This window comes from Flavobacterium degerlachei, from assembly GCF_900106645.1.
In the GTDB taxonomy this organism is placed as follows: domain Bacteria; phylum Bacteroidota; class Bacteroidia; order Flavobacteriales; family Flavobacteriaceae; genus Flavobacterium; species Flavobacterium degerlachei.
Map to the genome: position 1 here is coordinate 307888 of NZ_FNMV01000002.1, position 18160 is coordinate 326047.

16 protein-coding genes are annotated in these 18160 nt (G+C 34.0%); 10 read left to right on the forward strand and 6 right to left on the reverse strand.

Going from position 1 to position 18160, the window contains the following annotated elements; translation table 11 throughout:
* Positions 1-40: 40 nt before the first annotated feature.
* Both BLV91_RS03445 and BLV91_RS03450 read right to left on the reverse strand, forming a co-directional pair.
* On the reverse strand, positions 41-514 hold the full coding sequence (locus BLV91_RS03445; protein ID WP_091429649.1) for a hypothetical protein: 474 nt from the start codon (positions 512-514) through the stop codon (positions 41-43).
* Positions 515-634: 120 nt separating this feature from the next.
* Positions 635-1897 carry a cysteate-C-fatty acyltransferase gene (locus BLV91_RS03450; protein WP_091429651.1) on the reverse strand — a complete coding sequence of 421 codons (1263 nt, stop codon included), beginning with the start codon at positions 1895-1897 and terminating at the stop codon, positions 635-637.
* 237 nt (positions 1898-2134) lie between these two features.
* Here BLV91_RS03450 and BLV91_RS03455 point away from each other — a divergent pair, with 237 nt between their 5' ends.
* Entirely contained in the window at positions 2135-2938 is an 804-nt protein-coding gene (locus tag BLV91_RS03455; protein WP_091429654.1) for an NYN domain-containing protein, read from the forward strand.
* On the opposite strand, the gene BLV91_RS03460 is transcribed toward BLV91_RS03455, so the two are convergent.
* A complete protein-coding gene (locus BLV91_RS03460; protein ID WP_245709599.1) occupies positions 2935-5211 on the reverse strand; it encodes a hybrid sensor histidine kinase/response regulator in 2277 nt (758 codons plus the stop codon). The two genes, BLV91_RS03455 and BLV91_RS03460, sit on opposite strands and share 4 nt — an antisense overlap.
* A gap of 271 nt (positions 5212-5482) precedes the next feature.
* Between BLV91_RS03460 and BLV91_RS03465 the strand changes: the two genes are divergently transcribed.
* From BLV91_RS03465 to BLV91_RS03485, 5 genes are all read left to right on the forward strand, one after another.
* Entirely contained in the window at positions 5483-6991 is a 1509-nt protein-coding gene (locus tag BLV91_RS03465; protein WP_091429658.1) for an FMN-binding glutamate synthase family protein, read from the forward strand.
* A 737-nt stretch (positions 6992-7728) separates the two neighbouring features.
* Positions 7729-8307: a non-canonical purine NTP diphosphatase gene (locus BLV91_RS03470; protein ID WP_091429659.1), complete on the forward strand. Its 579-nt coding sequence runs from the start codon at positions 7729-7731 to the stop codon at positions 8305-8307.
* A gap of 204 nt (positions 8308-8511) precedes the next feature.
* Positions 8512-10437, forward strand: coding sequence for a DEAD/DEAH box helicase (locus BLV91_RS03475; RefSeq protein WP_091429660.1), 1926 nt, complete (start codon positions 8512-8514; stop codon positions 10435-10437).
* A gap of 87 nt (positions 10438-10524) precedes the next feature.
* A complete protein-coding gene (locus BLV91_RS03480; protein WP_091429661.1) occupies positions 10525-11292 on the forward strand; it encodes a carboxypeptidase-like regulatory domain-containing protein in 768 nt (255 codons plus the stop codon).
* Positions 11293-11412: 120 nt separating this feature from the next.
* A complete protein-coding gene (locus BLV91_RS03485) occupies positions 11413-11751 on the forward strand; it encodes a DHCW motif cupin fold protein (RefSeq protein ID WP_091429662.1) in 339 nt (112 codons plus the stop codon).
* Between the two features lie 252 nt (positions 11752-12003).
* Here the strand turns inward: BLV91_RS03485 and BLV91_RS03495 are convergent, their stop codons facing one another.
* Positions 12004-13467, reverse strand: a complete 1464-nt coding sequence (locus tag BLV91_RS03495; RefSeq protein ID WP_091429664.1) for an aminoacyl-histidine dipeptidase — start codon at positions 13465-13467, stop codon at positions 12004-12006.
* 110 nt (positions 13468-13577) lie between these two features.
* Between BLV91_RS03495 and BLV91_RS03500 the strand changes: the two genes are divergently transcribed.
* The 3 genes from BLV91_RS03500 to BLV91_RS03510 all read left to right on the forward strand — a co-directional run bounded on the left by BLV91_RS03500 (position 13578) and on the right by BLV91_RS03510 (position 15995).
* Complete coding sequence (locus tag BLV91_RS03500; RefSeq protein WP_091429665.1) at positions 13578-14645, forward strand: DUF3810 domain-containing protein; 1068 nt, start codon at positions 13578-13580, stop codon at positions 14643-14645.
* A gap of 217 nt (positions 14646-14862) precedes the next feature.
* On the forward strand, positions 14863-15357 hold the full coding sequence (locus BLV91_RS03505) for an RNA polymerase sigma factor (protein WP_091429666.1): 495 nt from the start codon (positions 14863-14865) through the stop codon (positions 15355-15357).
* Between the two features lie 5 nt (positions 15358-15362).
* Positions 15363-15995: a hypothetical protein gene (locus BLV91_RS03510; protein WP_091429667.1), complete on the forward strand. Its 633-nt coding sequence runs from the start codon at positions 15363-15365 to the stop codon at positions 15993-15995.
* 39 nt (positions 15996-16034) lie between these two features.
* On the opposite strand, the gene BLV91_RS03515 is transcribed toward BLV91_RS03510, so the two are convergent.
* Together BLV91_RS03515 and BLV91_RS03520 are read right to left on the reverse strand one after the other, a co-directional pair.
* Entirely contained in the window at positions 16035-16844 is an 810-nt protein-coding gene (locus BLV91_RS03515; protein ID WP_091429668.1) for a lysophospholipid acyltransferase family protein, read from the reverse strand.
* Between the two features lie 132 nt (positions 16845-16976).
* The gene (locus BLV91_RS03520; RefSeq protein WP_091429669.1) at positions 16977-17627 is read right to left on the reverse strand and encodes an NUDIX hydrolase; all 651 of its coding nucleotides are present in this window, start codon (positions 17625-17627) and stop codon (positions 16977-16979) included.
* A gap of 90 nt (positions 17628-17717) precedes the next feature.
* Between BLV91_RS03520 and BLV91_RS03525 the strand changes: the two genes are divergently transcribed.
* Positions 17718-18152, forward strand: a complete 435-nt coding sequence (locus BLV91_RS03525) for a DUF4268 domain-containing protein (RefSeq protein WP_091429670.1) — start codon at positions 17718-17720, stop codon at positions 18150-18152.
* Positions 18153-18160: the final 8 nt, after the last annotated feature.

Here is an 18160-nt window from a genome sequence, read left to right on the forward strand (position 1 = left end):
ACTAATGGATATTTTTTTATTTTGTATTTATTGACAATTATTATTTACAATCAATTTTATTGTAAACTACATTTCCGTCAAATTTAATATTGCTTTTGTCTTTCAGTGCCATTTTTCCGTTAGTTTCTAAAACTTCACCGTGTCCTTCAATAATAGTATTTGAATCTTTTTTTAGAAAAACCAATTCTCTTATTGACGTAATTCCTTCGGACTGAAAAGTGTAATCAGCAAAAATAGTATCGCCTTTCATATTCCCTAAAAGAGTTCCAAAGCTTTTATCCTTTTGATAGTAAGAATAATTTAATTCCCCTTCAAATTGATTTACATTATTGACATCAACAGTTAGCGTGATAGTATCTTTTTCAATTATGGCTTGATAGCATTCTTTGACTGTTGTTTCCATCGGTGCTTCAACTTGTAATTTAGGCACACCCTCCACTTCTTTTTTACTATTCATACAAGAGCTTGATATAGCTATTAATATAACGGCTGAAAATAAATTTACTTTTTTCATAATTGTTTCTATTTATGGTTAATACATTGGTAAAGTTACCTAAAAACAAAAAAATCCATTCATACAATGAATGGATTTTGTTATATAATTCTCACATGGAGAAATTAAGATTTTATAATATTAAGCGTCTAAATCAACAGTAGTTTTTGATGCTATTTCTTTATAAGTTCCGTTTTCTAATTTCTCACGAATCGCTTCAAAAGCAACTAGTGTTTCATCAATATCTGATAATGAATGTGAAGTTGTAGGTATCATTCTCAATAAGATAATTCCTTTTGGAATTACAGGATAGATCACGATCGATAAGAAAATACTGTAGTTTTCTCTTAAGTCGTTTACCATAATCATAGCTTCTGGCACACTTCCTTCAAGATATACTGGTGTAACACAAGTATTAGTATCTCCAATATTGAAATTTCTAGAACGCAATCCGCTTTGTAATGCATTTACGTTTTCCCAAAGTTTGTCTTTCAATTCTGGATGATTACGTAACAATTCCAAACGTTTCAACGAACCAATTGTTTGAATCATTGGTAATGATTTAGCAAACATTTGAGAACGCATGTTGTATTTAAGGTAATCAATAATGTCTTTATCAGCAGCTACAAATGCACCAATGTTAGCCATTGATTTTGCAAAAGTTGAAAAATAAACATCAATATCATCCTGAACTCCTTGTTCCTCACCTGCTCCAGCACCTGTTTTTCCTAGTGTTCCAAAACCATGTGCATCATCTACAAGTAAACGGAAATTGTATTTTTGCTTCATAGCAACAATCTCTTTCAATTTTCCTTGTTGTCCACGCATTCCAAAAACACCTTCAGTAATGAATAAAATTCCTCCACCGTTTTCTTCAGCTAATTTCGTAGCACGTTGCAGGTTTTTTTCCATACTTTCAACGTCATTATGACGGTAAGTAAAACGTTTACCCATGTGCAAACGAACACCATCAATAATACAAGCATGTGCATCTACATCATATACAATAACATCGTTTTTTGTAACCAAAGCGTCAATGATAGACACCATTCCTTGGTAACCAAAATTCAATAAATAAGCAGATTCTTTCATTACAAAAGCAGCCAATTCTTGTTCTAATTGCTCATGATATTTAGTTTGTCCACTCATCATTCGCGCTCCCATTGGGTAAGCCGCTCCGTATTGAATTGCCGCATCTGTATCCGCTTGTCTCACCTCAGGGTGATTCGCTAAACCTAAATAGTCATTCAAACTCCAGTTCAAAATATCTTTTCCACCAAACTGCATTCTTGGACCTAACTCACCTTCTAATTTAGGAAAAACAAAATAGCCTTCAGCCTGTGAAGCCCATTTTCCTAATGGTCCTTTATTGTTTTGAATCCTTTCGAATAAATCTTTTACCATAATATATTTAAGTAATAATTTTAACTTTAAGAAGCTGCAAAAATAAAAATTTATATTTTATAAAGGGTTTTAAAGTAAATTTATTTTTATAAGTACCTCTTTTTGACTGTTAGGAGCTATTCCTGCTCTACACTATATCCACGCAAAAAAGCGTGGGATGCCGTTTCGATCAGGGCTAAAAAGTCGATTTCATCAATAAACTTTGTACCTTTGATTAAATAAATCAATTATTCATTTATGGCACAAGATACAAAAGAACTAAAATTAGCTGTTCTAATAGATGCAGACAATGTTCCTTATAGTAATGTAAAAGGAATGATGGAAGAAATAACCAAATTTGGAACACCTACAACCAAACGTATTTACGCTGATTGGACGAAACCAAATGCTGGCGGTTGGAAAGGAGTTCTACTAGAACACGCCATTACTCCTATTCAGCAATACAGCTATACAGTAGGTAAAAATTCTTCTGATTCAGCGATGATTATTGATGCCATGGATTTATTATACTCTGATAAAGTAGATGGTTTTTGTATCGTATCCAGCGATAGTGACTTTACTCGTTTAGCCATACGTCTTCGGGAATCTGGTATGAAGGTCATTGGAATAGGTGAGCAAAAAACACCCAACTCGTTCATTGTAGCCTGTGATAGATTTATTTACATTGAAGTTTTAGATGGTCACATTAAGAAAAAGAAGCCAAAAAGAGCTTCAGCTACTGAAACAAAAAAAGTAATTGATAAGAATACGCCAAAAGTTGTTGAAAAAGCACCTCAAAAGCCCCTTAATAAAATTGACGAACCCACTATTGATCTCATTGAAGACTCAATAGATGACATTGCTGATGATAGTGGTTGGGCATTCCTTGGTGATGTAGGAAACCTTATCGTGAAGAAAAAACCGGAATTCGACCCTAGAAATTACGGTTTTCCAAAACTAACACCCATGCTAAAATCCTTAACTGACATTCTTGAAATCGACGAAAGGGATTCTGACAAAAAAGGAATCAAGCATGTTTATGTGCGCTTGCGTTATACCTAGACTAAGTTTTTTATTACCTGAAACAAAGTTTCTTTATTAATTGGCTTAGTTAGATAATGATTCATTCCTATTTCTGCTACTCGTGACTTGGTGCTTTCCATAACATCAGCCGTTAGAGCAATAATAGGAATGTTTGAATTATCCTGTCCCACTTCACCATTTCTGATCGCAATGGTAGCTTCATAACCATCCATAACCGGCATTTGTAGATCCATTAAAACAACATCTATTGCATTCGTTTTAAAAGCATCTAAACCCTCTTGACCATTATTTGCATATATAACGGTAGTATTCAGCCATTTTTTAGTGATCATTTTGATCACCATCTGATTCATCGAATTGTCTTCGACCACCAGAATCGTTTTTCCTCCTAAATCATATACTACAGCTTCTGTAGCAATGGTTTCAAGCTTTTTTTGTTCAACAACATCAAAATCAATCGTGATGTTGCAGCTTGTTCCTTTTCCTACATAACTATTCATGGCTATTGTTCCGTTTTGCATATCCACAATGGTTTTTACAATGTAAAGCCCCAGTCCCAGTCCGCCAAACTTTCTCTTGTTATCAATACTATTTTGAGAAAAAGAATCAAAAATACTATCTAACTTTTCTTTCGGGATACCTACACCGGAATCAGTGACTGTAATTATTAAACTTGCCCTATTATTCTCTTTAATTTGAGTTTCTATTTCAAATTTTACAAATCCTTCCGAAGTAAATTTAATCGCATTGCTCAATACATTGTTTACTACTTGGCTCAGTCTGTTTTCATCTCCCATCAGTAAAGCAGGAAAACCATCTCGTTTTGTATAATGAAACTCTAACCCCTTGTCCTGAGCTCTAATTTCAGCATTTCTAGCTATTCTTTCCAAAAGTTGCAGCGGATTAAAAGCAGCATTCTCTAATTTCAATTCCTTTTTCTCAATTTTTGAAAAGTCTAAAATATCATTCACAGAACTCAATAAACCATGTGATGAATATTTAATAACCTGACAATTCTTTTTAATCTTCTCGTCTTCTACTTCACTAGATATGGAATCAATCAAATTCATAATAGCATTTAACGGAGTTCGTAATTCATGACTGATATTAGATAAAAAGTATGTCTTTAAGTCATTCATTTCTTCTGAACGAACTAGGGCGATGCGATTCAACTCATTTTTTTCATTTTTAAGATTCCTGATTAAATTGGACATGGAAAGCGAAAGAAAAATAATCTCCAAGCCTGTACCGAGCTTAGAACTGTTTTGTGTTAAAAAACTATGAGGCAACAATCCAAAATTATACAATATAAATACTCCGAAACCCAATATCAGAGACAGAAATCCAACGGTAAAAAAAGGGTCTACTGGTTTTCTTTTATAATATAGGTAGATTATCGAATATACAATTAGAATCAAGAATACAAGCGTAAGTACATTTATCGCGATATAACTCATTAACAAGATGGATGGAAAAAAGATCACACACAAAAGCAATAAGAACAATGATACATAAGCGATATTAAATAATCGGTAAATACTCTTGCTGTGTTTCTTTATATTCAAAAATACTTCACTGTATTTTCCAGATAGAAAAACGGCGATTATGGCGATTAACAATACTGAATGATTTGAAAACCAACCCGCAGAAGGAGTCACGAATTCATAAAAGAAACCATCTAATGCAAATTGTAATAAACCAACAAAAACTACATATAAACTATAATATAAAAAGGTAATTTCTTTAAGGGCAAAGAAGAAAAAAAAGTAGATAATTGCTACAATTGCCAAAATCCCATAAAACAAACCAAAAATTAACTGCTCAAAAGAAAGCGTCGATATAAGACTATCCGCTGAGTATAAATTCACTGGCAGTTTTATATTTTCTCCGTCGCTCCTTAAGTGCAAAAATAATTTCAGCTTTGAATTAGACTGGATATCAATTTTAAAAAGAGTTTTTCGATTATCATAGGTTCGCTCTGCAAAAGCCAAATTATCTCCGCTTATGGCTTTAGTAACCTTTCCTGAGGTTTCATCTACCGTGTATAGTTCAACTAAATCAGTTATAGGACGTGCCGTTTCAAGGTAATAATGTAAATCTAAATCAGTTGCATTTTGAAGTTCTAATTTTGCCCAAAAATTATTTTGGTTAAAACCCAAATCATCATTCTCCGTTTGCAGCGGTCTTGGCTTCAAGGATTCGAAATTAGCAATTACATATTTAATTTCTAAATCTCTCTCCCCTACATCAGCAACCGTCGTATATTCATGTAAGGAAATTTTATCAGGCATAGTATTCACCTGAAAAACATATTGTGAATACGAACTTGTAAAAACTAAAAAGAGTAACAAAATCTTTGTAACACTAAAATATGGAAGGCATTTATTTATATTCATTATAATTCTTTACTATTTAACTACCTACGTTAAAAACAACTAATCGGTTTCAACATAAGCCTTATTTACTGTGCGAAATATAAAGTTAATTTTTTCTTTTTTTTAAGGTTTAAATACAAATAATACCATATTCTTTCTAATTTAGTTGAAAACTAATATTTTCGACATGAGAAAACAATTTTTTACTTTTGGAATTATAGCATTCATTATATCCTTGGTATTCTTTTTCTATTTTAAAACCAGTATTCTTATCCCATCCGCTATAGTAGTCCTACTACTTATTGGACTTATGAATAGTCTACAGCACAGACATGCCATTCTTAGGAACTTCCCCGTTCTGGGATATTTCAGGTATATTTTTGAAGGAATTGCTCCAGAAATTCAGCAATATTTTATCGAACGAACAACTGACGGTAAACCTTTCTCGAGAAACGAGCGCTCCCTTGCTTATCAAAGAGCTAAAAATATTGATGCCACAACTCCTTTTGGAACACAATTAGACATCAACCAATCCAATTATGAAGGGATTAGACATTCTATATTTCCTGCAAAAGTCAATGATGAGTTACCACGTGTCCTAGTGGGAGGACCTGATTGTAAACAGCCTTATTCCGCTTCAATACTAAATATCTCAGCAATGAGTTTTGGCTCATTGAGCGAAAATGCTATTATAGCACTCAACAAAGGAGCTCATAAAGGTAATTTCTATCACAATACTGGAGAAGGCGGACTTACAGAGTTTCACTTGCAAGGTGGTGATGTCACCTGGCAAATAGGAACCGGGTATTTTGGTTGTCGCAATGACGAAGGGAGTTTTGACGCAGATAAATTCACAGATAAATCCAAGCATCCTTCTGTAAAAATGATTGAAATAAAATTATCACAAGGTGCTAAACCAGGTCATGGAGGCGTACTACCAGCTTCGAAAAACACGGAACAAATAGCTAAGATAAGAGGTGTGAAACCACACACAACCATTCTTTCCCCGCCAAGTCATACTGCTTTTCACAATCCGGAAGGCCTAATCAAATTTGTAGCTCAGCTACGTGAACTATCAAATGGAAAACCCATTGGCTTCAAATTATGTATTGGTCAGACCAGCGAATTTGAAATGATTTGCCAAGAAATGATTTTGCAAAATTGTTTCCCTGATTTCATAACAATTGACGGTGCCGAAGGAGGAACTGGAGCAGCACCACTGGAGTTCTCTGATGGTGTGGGTATGCCATTTGAACCCGCACTAATATTTGCAAATAAGACATTAATCAGATTAAATATTCGTGATAAAATAAGAGTGATAGGGAGCGGAAAAGTAATTTCGGGCTATTCTATACTTCGAGCAATAGCAATGGGAGCTGACATGTGTAATAGCGCCAGAGGCTTTATGTTTTCATTAGGTTGTATTCAAGCTTTGCGCTGCAATACGAACAACTGTCCTACAGGGGTTGCTACCCAAGACAAAATGCTAATGAAAGGTCTTGTTGTTACTGACAAATCGGAACGAGTTTTTCACTACCACAAAAACACCCTGCATGCCGCCAATGAACTTCTCGCAGCAGCTGGAAAATCTAGTTATAACGAAGTCGACGGCTCAATTTTTATGCGTGGTGATGAATTTACGCATTTAGCCGACTTATATTTTCCAGATAATCTGACAAACGTAACAAAGTATTAAAAAGGAATATAATATCCATAAAAAAAGGAGGGCTTTAAAAGCCCTCCAGTTGTAAGTTCTGATTTACCATTATCAACTCATACTGAATTTGTATAGCTGAATATTGCGCTATCAATCTTATGTGAAGATTAAAAACACAAGTAATTAATCAAAACCATACTCAAAGATACAACTAACAAACACGTAAATACATCATAAACAATAGATTAACTGATATTTAACTCAATATCATATAGAAACTGAACTATTTTCATCTTATTCCACAAAAGACTCTATTTTTCAAAATCAGCTCCCTATTTTTATGAACATCCCATAAATAAGTGAAAATTTTAAAAAATATAATCCTGAGGTTAGTAACCACAATAAAAAAGGAGGCCTTTTTACAGGCCTCCAATTATCGACTTTGGTTTATCATTTTCAACTTATACCTTACGATACAAATGACTATCTAATACGCTACTCTTTGCAGATGGCCATATTCGAAAACAAACCAAAACCATACTCAAAGATACGAATAATAATTACTTAAAACACTGTAAAACAATTAATTAACCACTATTTAACAATTATACGTACCGCCTAGAAAGATTAATCAAGAAATAAATTTTAAACAAGTAACTATTATCAAAATCACCTAATTCATTTGACAATTCTGCAATTCCGATTCTGTCTAATCTATATTATTTAGGAAGTTTTAAAAAATGTATCTTTGTATACTCTATTTAAACCTAAAAGAAATGCAACTAGTTTTCGCTTCCAATAATAAAAATAAAATAAAAGAAATCCAGCAAATACTTCCTCAATCGATAACAATTCTGAGCCTCGAAGATATTGGTTGTCATGAAGAAATTCCCGAAACTTCAAATACAATAGAAGGAAATGCGATTTTGAAAGCCAATTATGTGACTCAAAAATACGGTTATGATTGTTTTGCTGATGATACAGGATTAGAAGTAGAAGCATTAAATGGAGAACCTGGTGTTTACTCTGCTAGGTATGCGGGCGAACAACGTAATTCTGAAGACAACTTAAACAAACTTCTAGACGTTTTAACTGGGGAAACTAATAGGAATGCACAGTTCAAAACGGTAATAGCCTTAAATACCAATGGCAAACAGCATCTATTTACTGGTATTGCTCCTGGGAAAATCAGCTTAGAAAAATCTGGCGCTGAAGGCTTTGGTTACGACCCTATCTTCCAGCCAGAGGGCTATCAGGAAACTTTTGCCGAAATGGCATCAGATCTTAAAAATAAAATAAGTCATCGAGCTATTGCAACCCAACAATTGATTTCCTTTTTTGAAAACCAAAAATAATCTTTGAAATTTCAATAGTTTTTGATTAAATTTCATAGAGACACGCCAACTTTTGGATCGTTAAATCTAAAAATAGCACAGAAAGTATTCAATGAAAAATATAACTTTCTGATAATCAAATAGTATTAAAACGACGAAACTTGAAACACCATTAGTTTATCTCGATAATTTAGAGTACTTTTGCACCCTATTTTAAAAATACATATGAACAAATTTGAACAATTAGGATTGAGTGAATCGTTACTGAAGGCGATTTTAGATCTAGGATTTGAGAATCCGACCGAAGTACAGGAGAAAGCGATTCCCCTATTATTGGAAAAAGACACAGATATGGTTGCGTTGGCTCAGACAGGGACAGGGAAAACGGCAGCATTTGGTTTTCCAGTTATCCAAAAGATTGATGCTAACAACAGGAATACTCAAGCATTAATTTTATCTCCAACACGCGAACTTTGTTTGCAGATTACCAACGAAATTAAAAACTACTCTAAATACGAAAAAGGTATTAATGTGGTAGCAGTTTACGGTGGGGCTAGCATAACAGACCAAGCAAGAGAAATTAAGAGAGGCGCACAAATTATTGTGGCAACTCCAGGAAGAATGCAAGACATGATTAATAGAGGATTGGTAAACATTTCTCAAATTAACTTTTGTATTCTAGATGAGGCTGACGAAATGTTGAACATGGGTTTCTACGAAGATATCGTAAACATCCTATCAACTACTCCAGACGAAAAAAACACATGGTTATTCTCGGCTACAATGCCAGCAGAGGTTGCTAGAATTGGTAAACAATTCATGAAAGACCCTATTGAAATTACTGTAGGAGCTAAAAATTCAGGTTCTGCAACAGTTTCTCATGAGTTTTACCTTGTAAATGCTCGTGACCGTTACGAAGCTTTGAAACGTTTAGCTGATGCTAATCCAGACATCTTCTCAGTAGTTTTTTGTAGAACAAAACGTGATACACAAGCTGTTGCTGAGAAATTAGTAGAAGACGGATACAGTGCTGCTGCATTGCACGGAGATTTATCTCAAGCGCAACGTGATGGTGTAATGAAATCTTTTAGAGGAAGACAAATCCAAATGCTTGTAGCTACTGACGTTGCTGCACGTGGAATTGACGTTGATAACATTACTCACGTAGTGAATTACCAACTTCCTGACGAAATAGAAACTTACAATCACCGTTCAGGTCGTACTGGTCGTGCTGGTAAATTAGGTACTTCTATCGTTATTGTAACTAAAAGTGAATTGCGTAAGATTTCTTCTATTGAAAGAATCATCAAGCAAAAATTTGAAGAAAAAACAATCCCTTCTGGAATTGAAATCTGCGAAATACAATTATTACACTTAGCTAATAAAATTAAAGACGTAGAAGTTGATCACGAAATTGACAACTATCTTCCTGCAATAAACAATGTTCTTGAAGCTTTATCGAAAGAAGAGTTAATCAAGAAAATGGTTTCTGTAGAGTTTAATCGTTTTATCAACTATTACAAGAAAACTAGAGATATCTCTAATCAAGCTTCAGGTTCTGAAAGACGTGATGACAGAGATGGTGCTCCAAGAGAAAACAATAATGGTGGCGCAACAAGATATTTTGTGAACATAGGTTCTAGAGATAACTTTGATTGGATGTCATTAAAAGATTACTTGAAAGAAACATTAGACCTAGGTCGCGATGACGTTTTCAAAGTAGACGTAAAAGAAGGTTTCTCTTTCTTTAACACAGATCCAGAACACACAGATAAAGTAATGGAAGTATTGAACAACGTACAATTAGAAGGACGTCGTATCAATGTTGAAATTTCTAAAAATGATGGTGGCGGAAGACGCGACCATAACGGAAGAAGTTCTGGTGGTTTTGGTGGAGGTGGAAGAAGTTCTGCTCCAAGAAGAGAAGGTAGCTTTGCACCAAGAAGAGAAGGTTCAGGTGGTGGATTCAGAAGCGACAGAAACTCAGCTCCAAGAGAAGGTGGTTTCGGTGGAAGAAGTTCAGCTCCAAGAGAAGGTGGATTTGGCGGAAGAAGCTCTGCTCCAAGAGGAGAAGGTTCTTCAGATAGAGCTCCTAGACGTTCTGAGAGTTTCGGTGATTCATCTAGACCAAGAAGACCAAGAAGAGACTAACATTTATTGTTAATTTTCTTATAATAATATAAGGGACTACAAAATATTTAATCCTGTTTTATTACTTTTAAAGTTTTAAACCAGTTTATGAAATATTTTGTAGTCTTCTTTTTTTTAATACTATCCACAGTCGCTTCGGCACAGGATATAGTTCCATCCCAAAAAGTATCCGGTTATATCTATAACGATAATACTAAATCTCCCCTAATCAATGTCAATATCATTAATATCAACAAGGTACGAGGAGCAAGAACCGATTCACAAGGTTACTTTGAAATCGATGTACAGCCAACTGATACATTACATATTTCGTTTTTAGGTTTTCAATCTCTAAGGGTTAAAGTCACCAATGACTGGATAAAAAACAAAGTTGCCAAAATATTCCTTACCGAAAAAGCTATAGCATTAGAGGAAGTAGTAATCAGACCTTTTAACTTAACGGGATATTTGGAAGTTGATTCAAAAACAATTCCAACAAATGAAAACTACCGTTACAGTATTTCTGGATTAACACACGGCTATGAAGCTGGTGAATACTCTCCAAATGCTTTTGGAAGAGTTCTAGGCTCCATTTTCAATCCAGCCGACATGCTATATAATTTCTTTGGAAATAATCCTAAGGAGCTTAAAAAACTTAAAGAAATGAAAAAGGACGACACTGTTCGAAATCTTTTGGAATCCAAGTTTGACAGAGAAACAATTGCAGTATTACTTGGTGTAGATAAAAAAGAAATTGCCGAAATATTACAACGATGCAATTATTCGGAATCTTTTATTAAAACAGCAAATGATTTGCAAATTATGGATGCCATAAGTGGTTGTTATGAAGAATATAAGATTTTGAAAAAAAGATAATTATTCTACATCGACAACTTACTTTAATAAGTTAACAAAAATATATAATCCTCAATTATAGTCATAGTTGAGGATTTCATTTAAAAAATGAATTTAAGTTTTAATTAAACTACTCAAATTATGTCTAATATACCTTTCCAATCCATTAATTGGGACAAAATAGAAAAAATTGAAAGTCCAGGAGAAACTGGAACTGTCATATCTCAAACTATACAAATAGCTGGACTTAGAATTAGAAAAGTTACTTATTCAGAAAATTATCAGGCTGACCATTGGTGCCAAAAAGGACATATTTTCCACTGCCTCAAAGGACATCTAATAAGCGAAATGGAATCAGGGGAAGAAACATACATTTCAGAAGGAATGAGCTATGTAGTCTCTGATAATGAAAGCTCGCATCGTTCTATATCAGTAAATGGAGCTGAATTATTAATCATAGACGGCGATTTCTTGCAATAATATTTAAAATAATCAAAATATTATATACATTTACTTACATTGTAATAGAAAACCTTAATACTTATATCATGGCAAAAAGTCAAGACGCGAAGAAAACCGCAAAAAAAGAGCCTCTTAAAACGGCTAAAGAAAAAAAAGACGAAAAAAGAGAAAAGAAAAACGCTCCTAAAAGAGACTAATTTCTTTAAAATAACAAACCCTCGCTTATTTGATAAACGAGGGTTACTTATTTTTATTCGTAATAGCTTTCTATTATTTCATTGGAATATTAGCCAAAATTTCCAGTAAAAACTTCCAGAATTTCTGAGAAGAAGAAATACTAGCTCTTTCATCAGGTGAGTGTGCACCATGGATAGTAGGACCAAAAGAAATCATATCCATTTCCGGATAATTAGTACCTAGAATACCGCATTCTAATCCTGCGTGACATGCTACCACTCTAGGTTTTTCTCCAACTTGTTTTTCATAAAGAGGAACTAGAACATCTAAAATTTCTGATTCCGCGTTAGGTGTCCAACCTGGATACGATCCTGAAAGCTCCACTTCACATCCCATCAATTCAAATGCAGAACGTAAACTGTTTGCCAAGTCAAATTTAGCCGTTTCTACAGAAGAACGTGTTAAGCATTGAATAGAAAGATTCCCTCCTCCTAATACTACTTTAGCAATATTATTAGACGTTTCTACTAGGTCAGCAAAATCAGCACTCATAGCATAAACTCCATTATGAGCAGCATACATTGCTCTAACAAAATAAAACTGAGCAATAGAAGGCATTACTTTAGCTGGAGTAACATCTAATTTCTCAAAAACAACCTCTAGATTTGGTTCTGTCGTTTTCAATTCTGTTTTGATATCATTTACAATTTGCTGCATATCATAAACAAATGCTTCGTCATACACTTCAGCAATCACCACTTTAGCAACGCTTTCTCTTGGAATTGCATTACGTAAACTTCCTCCTAGAATTTCAGAAATCTGTAATCCAAAATTATCAAAACCATCAAATAACAAACGGTTCATAATTTTATTTGCATTACCTAAGCCTTTGTGAATATCCATTCCTGAATGACCTCCTTTTAATCCTTTTACAGTAATAGCATAGCCTACTGAACCTTCTGGAGTTTCCTCTTCATCATATTCTGCGGTTGCGGTAACGTCAATACCTCCGGCACAACCAATATCGATTTCATCATCTTCTTCGGTATCTAAATTCAATAGAATTTGACCTTGAAGAATTCCTCCTTTAAGATTTAATGCTCCAGTCATTCCTGTCTCTTCATCAATTGTAAACAATGCTTCAATAGCAGGATGAGGAATGTCAGTACTTTCTAAAATTGCCATAATTGCGGCAACTCCAAGACCATTATCAGCACCAAGAGTTGTACCTCTAGCACGCACCCAGTCTCCATCAACATACATGTCGATTCCTTGAGTATCAAAATCAAAAACAGTATCTGAATTTTTCTGGTGTACCATATCTAAATGCCCTTGCATTACAATGGCTTTGCGACTCTCCATTCCTGCAGTGGCTGGCTTGCGAATAATTACATTTCGGATATCATCTTCAAAAGTTTCTAATCCAAGGTTCTTCCCGAAGTCTTTCATAAATTCAATTACTCGTTCCTCTTTTTTAGAAGGGCGAGGCACAGCATTTAAATCGGCAAACTTATTCCAAAGTACTTTGGGTTCTAAATTTCTTATTTCTTGACTCATTTATTTATATTTGAATTATATTATTTTTAAAATTCAAAGTTACAAAGTTTAAACTCTTTTTCGGCACTAATAGATATTGTAATTACCTTTACATTTTATAAAACATTGCTGTGAAACAAAAACACATTCTTCCGCTCTTTCTTTTTGTCCAAATAATTATTCTTCAAATTATTCCTTTCTTTCCAGAATATGTGGAACGGTTTTACAGCAACGGATTATACCCTGTTATTACATCATTTTCAAGAACGCTATTTGGAGGCATTCCTTTCTCTGTAGGAGATTTTATTTACTTTATTTTAATCTTCCTTATATTGAGATGGCTCTGGATTAAAAGAAAAACTTGGAAATTAGACTGGAAGGATAATGCATTAACTGTTTTAAGTTTTGTGTCCATCTTTTATTTTATGTTTCATCTGCTATGGGCAATGAACTATTATCGCCAACCTCTTTTTGAAAAAATGGCAATCGAAAGGGATTATTCAGATGAGGAATTGCTTCGATTTACAAAAAAACTGATTGTAAAAACAAATGCCATCCAAAATCAAATTACAAAGAATAGCAGTGAAAAAGTGGTCTTCCCCTATTCACAAGAACAAGCTTTTCAAATGAATATGAACGGTTATGAAAATTTAGCCATCAGCCACCCCTTCTTTTCTTATAGCAATTTGAGCGCAAAAAAATCACTAATCAGTCTGCCCTTAATCTATATGGGTTTTGGCGGTTACCTAAACCCATTTACTAATGAGGCCCAAGTGAATTACTTAGGTCCGATGTATAATTTCCCAACCACATCTTGCCACGAAATGGCACACCAATTGGGATTTGCCAGCGAAACCGAATGTAATTTTATTGGTTTTCTGGCCTCGGTAAACAATGACAATTTATACTTTCAATATTCTGGATATAGTTTTGCCTTGCGGTATTGTTTAGGCAACTGGGAAATGCGCAATAAGCCTATTTTTGACCAACTTGTAAAAACCGTTCATCCCGGGATTTTAAAAAACTATCAAGAAAGCAAAGATTTTAGAGCAGAATATGAAACTGCAATACAAACTGGTTTTCATCTTTTTTACGATAATTTTTTAAAACTAAATCAACAAGCAGACGGAATGCAGAGCTACAGCAAATTTGTCAATTTGATGGTGAATTATTATGGCAAAAAAAACCATGAGCTGTAAATATTGGTAAAACTCCTGATAAACAGCTTGTAAAAGAAGTAAACTTGTCAAATAGCCCCGATGGAAATGAAAATCCTTTATTTTTCTTTTCTTTAAAGAAAAATAAAGATTGTAATGTACAGCGGGACGACTGTTGATTGTGTCTCAAAAAAGCTGTGCTACAAAATAAAAAAGCAGTACTTTGTAACAAATCTGAATAGAGTCGTACTAATGTATCATGAGTGAAAATCTAGAACATTCTTTTGTAAAGCAATTAACGGACAATCAAAATATAATCCACAAGATATGTAGATTGTATACTGATTGTGAAGATGCACACAAAGATTTGTTTCAGGAAATAACCATTCAGTTATGGAAGGCTTTTCCAAAATTTAGAGGCGATAGCAAATTTTCTACTTGGGCCTATCGCGTAGCATTGAACACGGCCATTACCTTATATCGAAAAAACAAGCGTACAGTCGCTACTGTAGAGTATGAGGGCCGACAGCACTTCATAAAGGAAGTGGATTACAACTATGAGGAAGAAGAGCAAATTAAACTAATGTACAAAGCCGTATATCAGTTAAATGACATTGAGAAGGCCTTAGTTTTTATGTATCTCGAAGATAAAGACTATCGAGAAATAGCCGAAACTCTAGGTATTAGCGAAGTGAACGCCAGAGTTAAAATGAACAGGATTAAGGGCAAATTAAAAAAAATATTAAATCCGTAAGGAATATGAAAGAGCTGGATTTATTAAAAAAAGACTGGAAAAAGAACGAAAATTCTTTTGAGCAGATATCAGAAATAGAAATTTACAAAATGATTCATAAAAAATCATCTTCAATAGTGAAGTGGATTTTAATTATTAGCGTTTTGGAGGTATTACTATGGACGTTGATTAGTGTGTGTTTTAACACTGATGAATATTTAAAGAAAATGAATCATATAGAATTAGTGTCTTATTTCAAGGTGCTAACCATTTTTAACTATGGAGTGATATTAGCCTTTATATACTTATTCTACAAAAACTACATTAGGATCACTACGACAGTAGCTACTAAACAATTGATGAAAGACATTTTAAGGACCCGTAAAACGGTTCAATATTATGTATGGTACAATTTAGGGATGGCCGTTTTGAGTTTGATTATAGGCTTTGTAATCGCTATTGCCTACAATCCAGAAACTAGTATTTTAAACGATCAAATCGCACATAATGGAAAAGTAATGGCAATCACAATAGGAGTTTTGTTTTTAACTACCGTTGTGTTCTTTGGACTTTTTTGGCTTTTTTACAGACTCTTATACGGAATCCTACTCCGAAGATTGTATGCCAATTATAAAGAATTAAAGAAAATAGATTTATAAAAGAAAAGAGTTCGCCGTGGCGAACTCTTTTCTTTTATATCAATATTCCCATCGACGCAGTTTATTTAATTTTTCCTCTTCTTCTCTTTCCTCGCAAGGGATAACTTTAAGAAAGGAACTGTGTTGCTCAATAGCGTATTCTACTTTTTCAACAATTTCATCGATAGTGTCATTATCGTAATCAATTTCTAAAGGTTCCTTAATGATAAAGGATTGCAAAATCCCTTTCTTTTTCATCCTCAAACCTTTTTTGTCAAATGAGCGTCTAAAACCGTCTATGACAATGGGAACTACAATAGGCCGGTGCTCTTTGATGATATGTGCCGTTCCCTTCCTTACTGGTTTAAATGATTTGGTTGTCCCTTGGGGGAAAGTAATTACCCAACCATCTTGAAGCGCTATTTTAATATTTTCAGTATCATTAGGGTTTACCTCTTTTTTCTCTTTAACATCAACTCCTTTTGAACGCCAGGTTCGTTCTACTGTAATAGCACCAGCATAAGCCATAATTCTTGGCAAAATCCCTGATTGCATAGTTTCTTTGGCTGCTACATAATAAATATTCAGCTTAGGGTTCCATAAATACAGTACGTCTTTTATATTGTTTTCTCTACCTTTCAAACTAGCATTAAAAACGTGAAACATAGCCACGACATCAGCAAAATAGGTCTGATGATTAGATATGAAAAGTACATTCGTATCTGGTAAATTTCGGATAATTTCAGAGCCTTCAATCTTTAATTCATTAAAACCTCTATACCGCCTATGGGTAATGCCTCCGAACATTCGAATTAACCATTTCTTTAAAAACAGTATATGACCAAAAGAATTTCTCTTAAATAACCCCATAAAATTGTGTTTATTTTTTGCAAACTTGAATTACAAACTTACGCTTTTTATTTTTTAAGTTTTCAACTGAAAATCCAGCACAGCGACTGATTACCATAATAAATACAAAACCATTATATTCGTCTTAGAATATTAAAGTCTTGAATTTAACACCTCTTTCAGCACATCTTTTAACTCACTCAACATCATTGCTGTAGCTCCCCAAACAACATGCCCTTCAATATTGAATGCTGGAACATTAACCTCCTTTGCATAGGAAGTGGCCATTTTTGCTTCAATGAGTATTTCATCATTCAAGAAAACAGACAACGGTAATTCAATTATGCTTGACACCTCTGTAGGGTCAAGAACAAAGCAAATTTCCTCCTTACATATTCCTAAATAAGGATGGACCATAAAGTTACTTGGTGGAACATACACTTCTGTAAAAGGTTTGACTACGTTAATCATAGCAGGATTCACACCTACTTCTTCTTGTGTTTCACGCAATGCCGTCCAGGAAAAATCCTGATCCCCTATTTCAAATTTCCCGCCAGGAAATGCAATTTGCCCTGAATGTACCCCTTCATAGGAGTTACGAACGATAAGCACTAAATGGGTCATTCCTTTTTTAGGGTAAAACAACATCATTACTGCAGCCACTCTTGGATTCTTACTTTCCAAGCCGATGTTTTTTAGACTTTCGATCCTTTCAAACGGGGCCATTTTTATATGTGCATCTATTGCCGGAAGCTTGGCCTCAGCTAAGTTAGGAACATATTCTAAAAAATATTGAAAATCCATAATCAAAGTCTATTTTTGCAATTAGAATATAATATAAATATAGTTTAGAAAATAGCATTGCGCAAGTTTTCTAAAACCAAAACAAACAAAATGTATAGCAAAGAAGAAACTCAAAAGTTAAAGCGAGAATTCTGGGTCACATTCGCAGAGAAGTATCCCCGAAAATGGGTGCTATACGACACTAAAATAAAAGATTTCTCTTTTAAATTTTATGTAGACAACAAAAAAGCACAAGTGTTAATCGATATTGAACATCGTAATGACGACTTGCGAACTGGTTATTTTGAAAAACTGGAAGCTCTAAAAAATATTTTAGAAGAAGAGTTTATAAAAGACCTAGTCTTCGAAAAAAATTATGTCCTTGAGAATGGAAAAACTATCAGCCGAATTTGGATTGAAAAATTAGGTGTAAGTGTCAGTAATCGCAGTTATTGGGATGAAATATTTTCTTTTTACAACGAAAAAATGAGTGCTTTAGAGCTTTTTTATTCAGAGTATGATGATTTTATTAAAGATGTAAATTAGATTCTCAG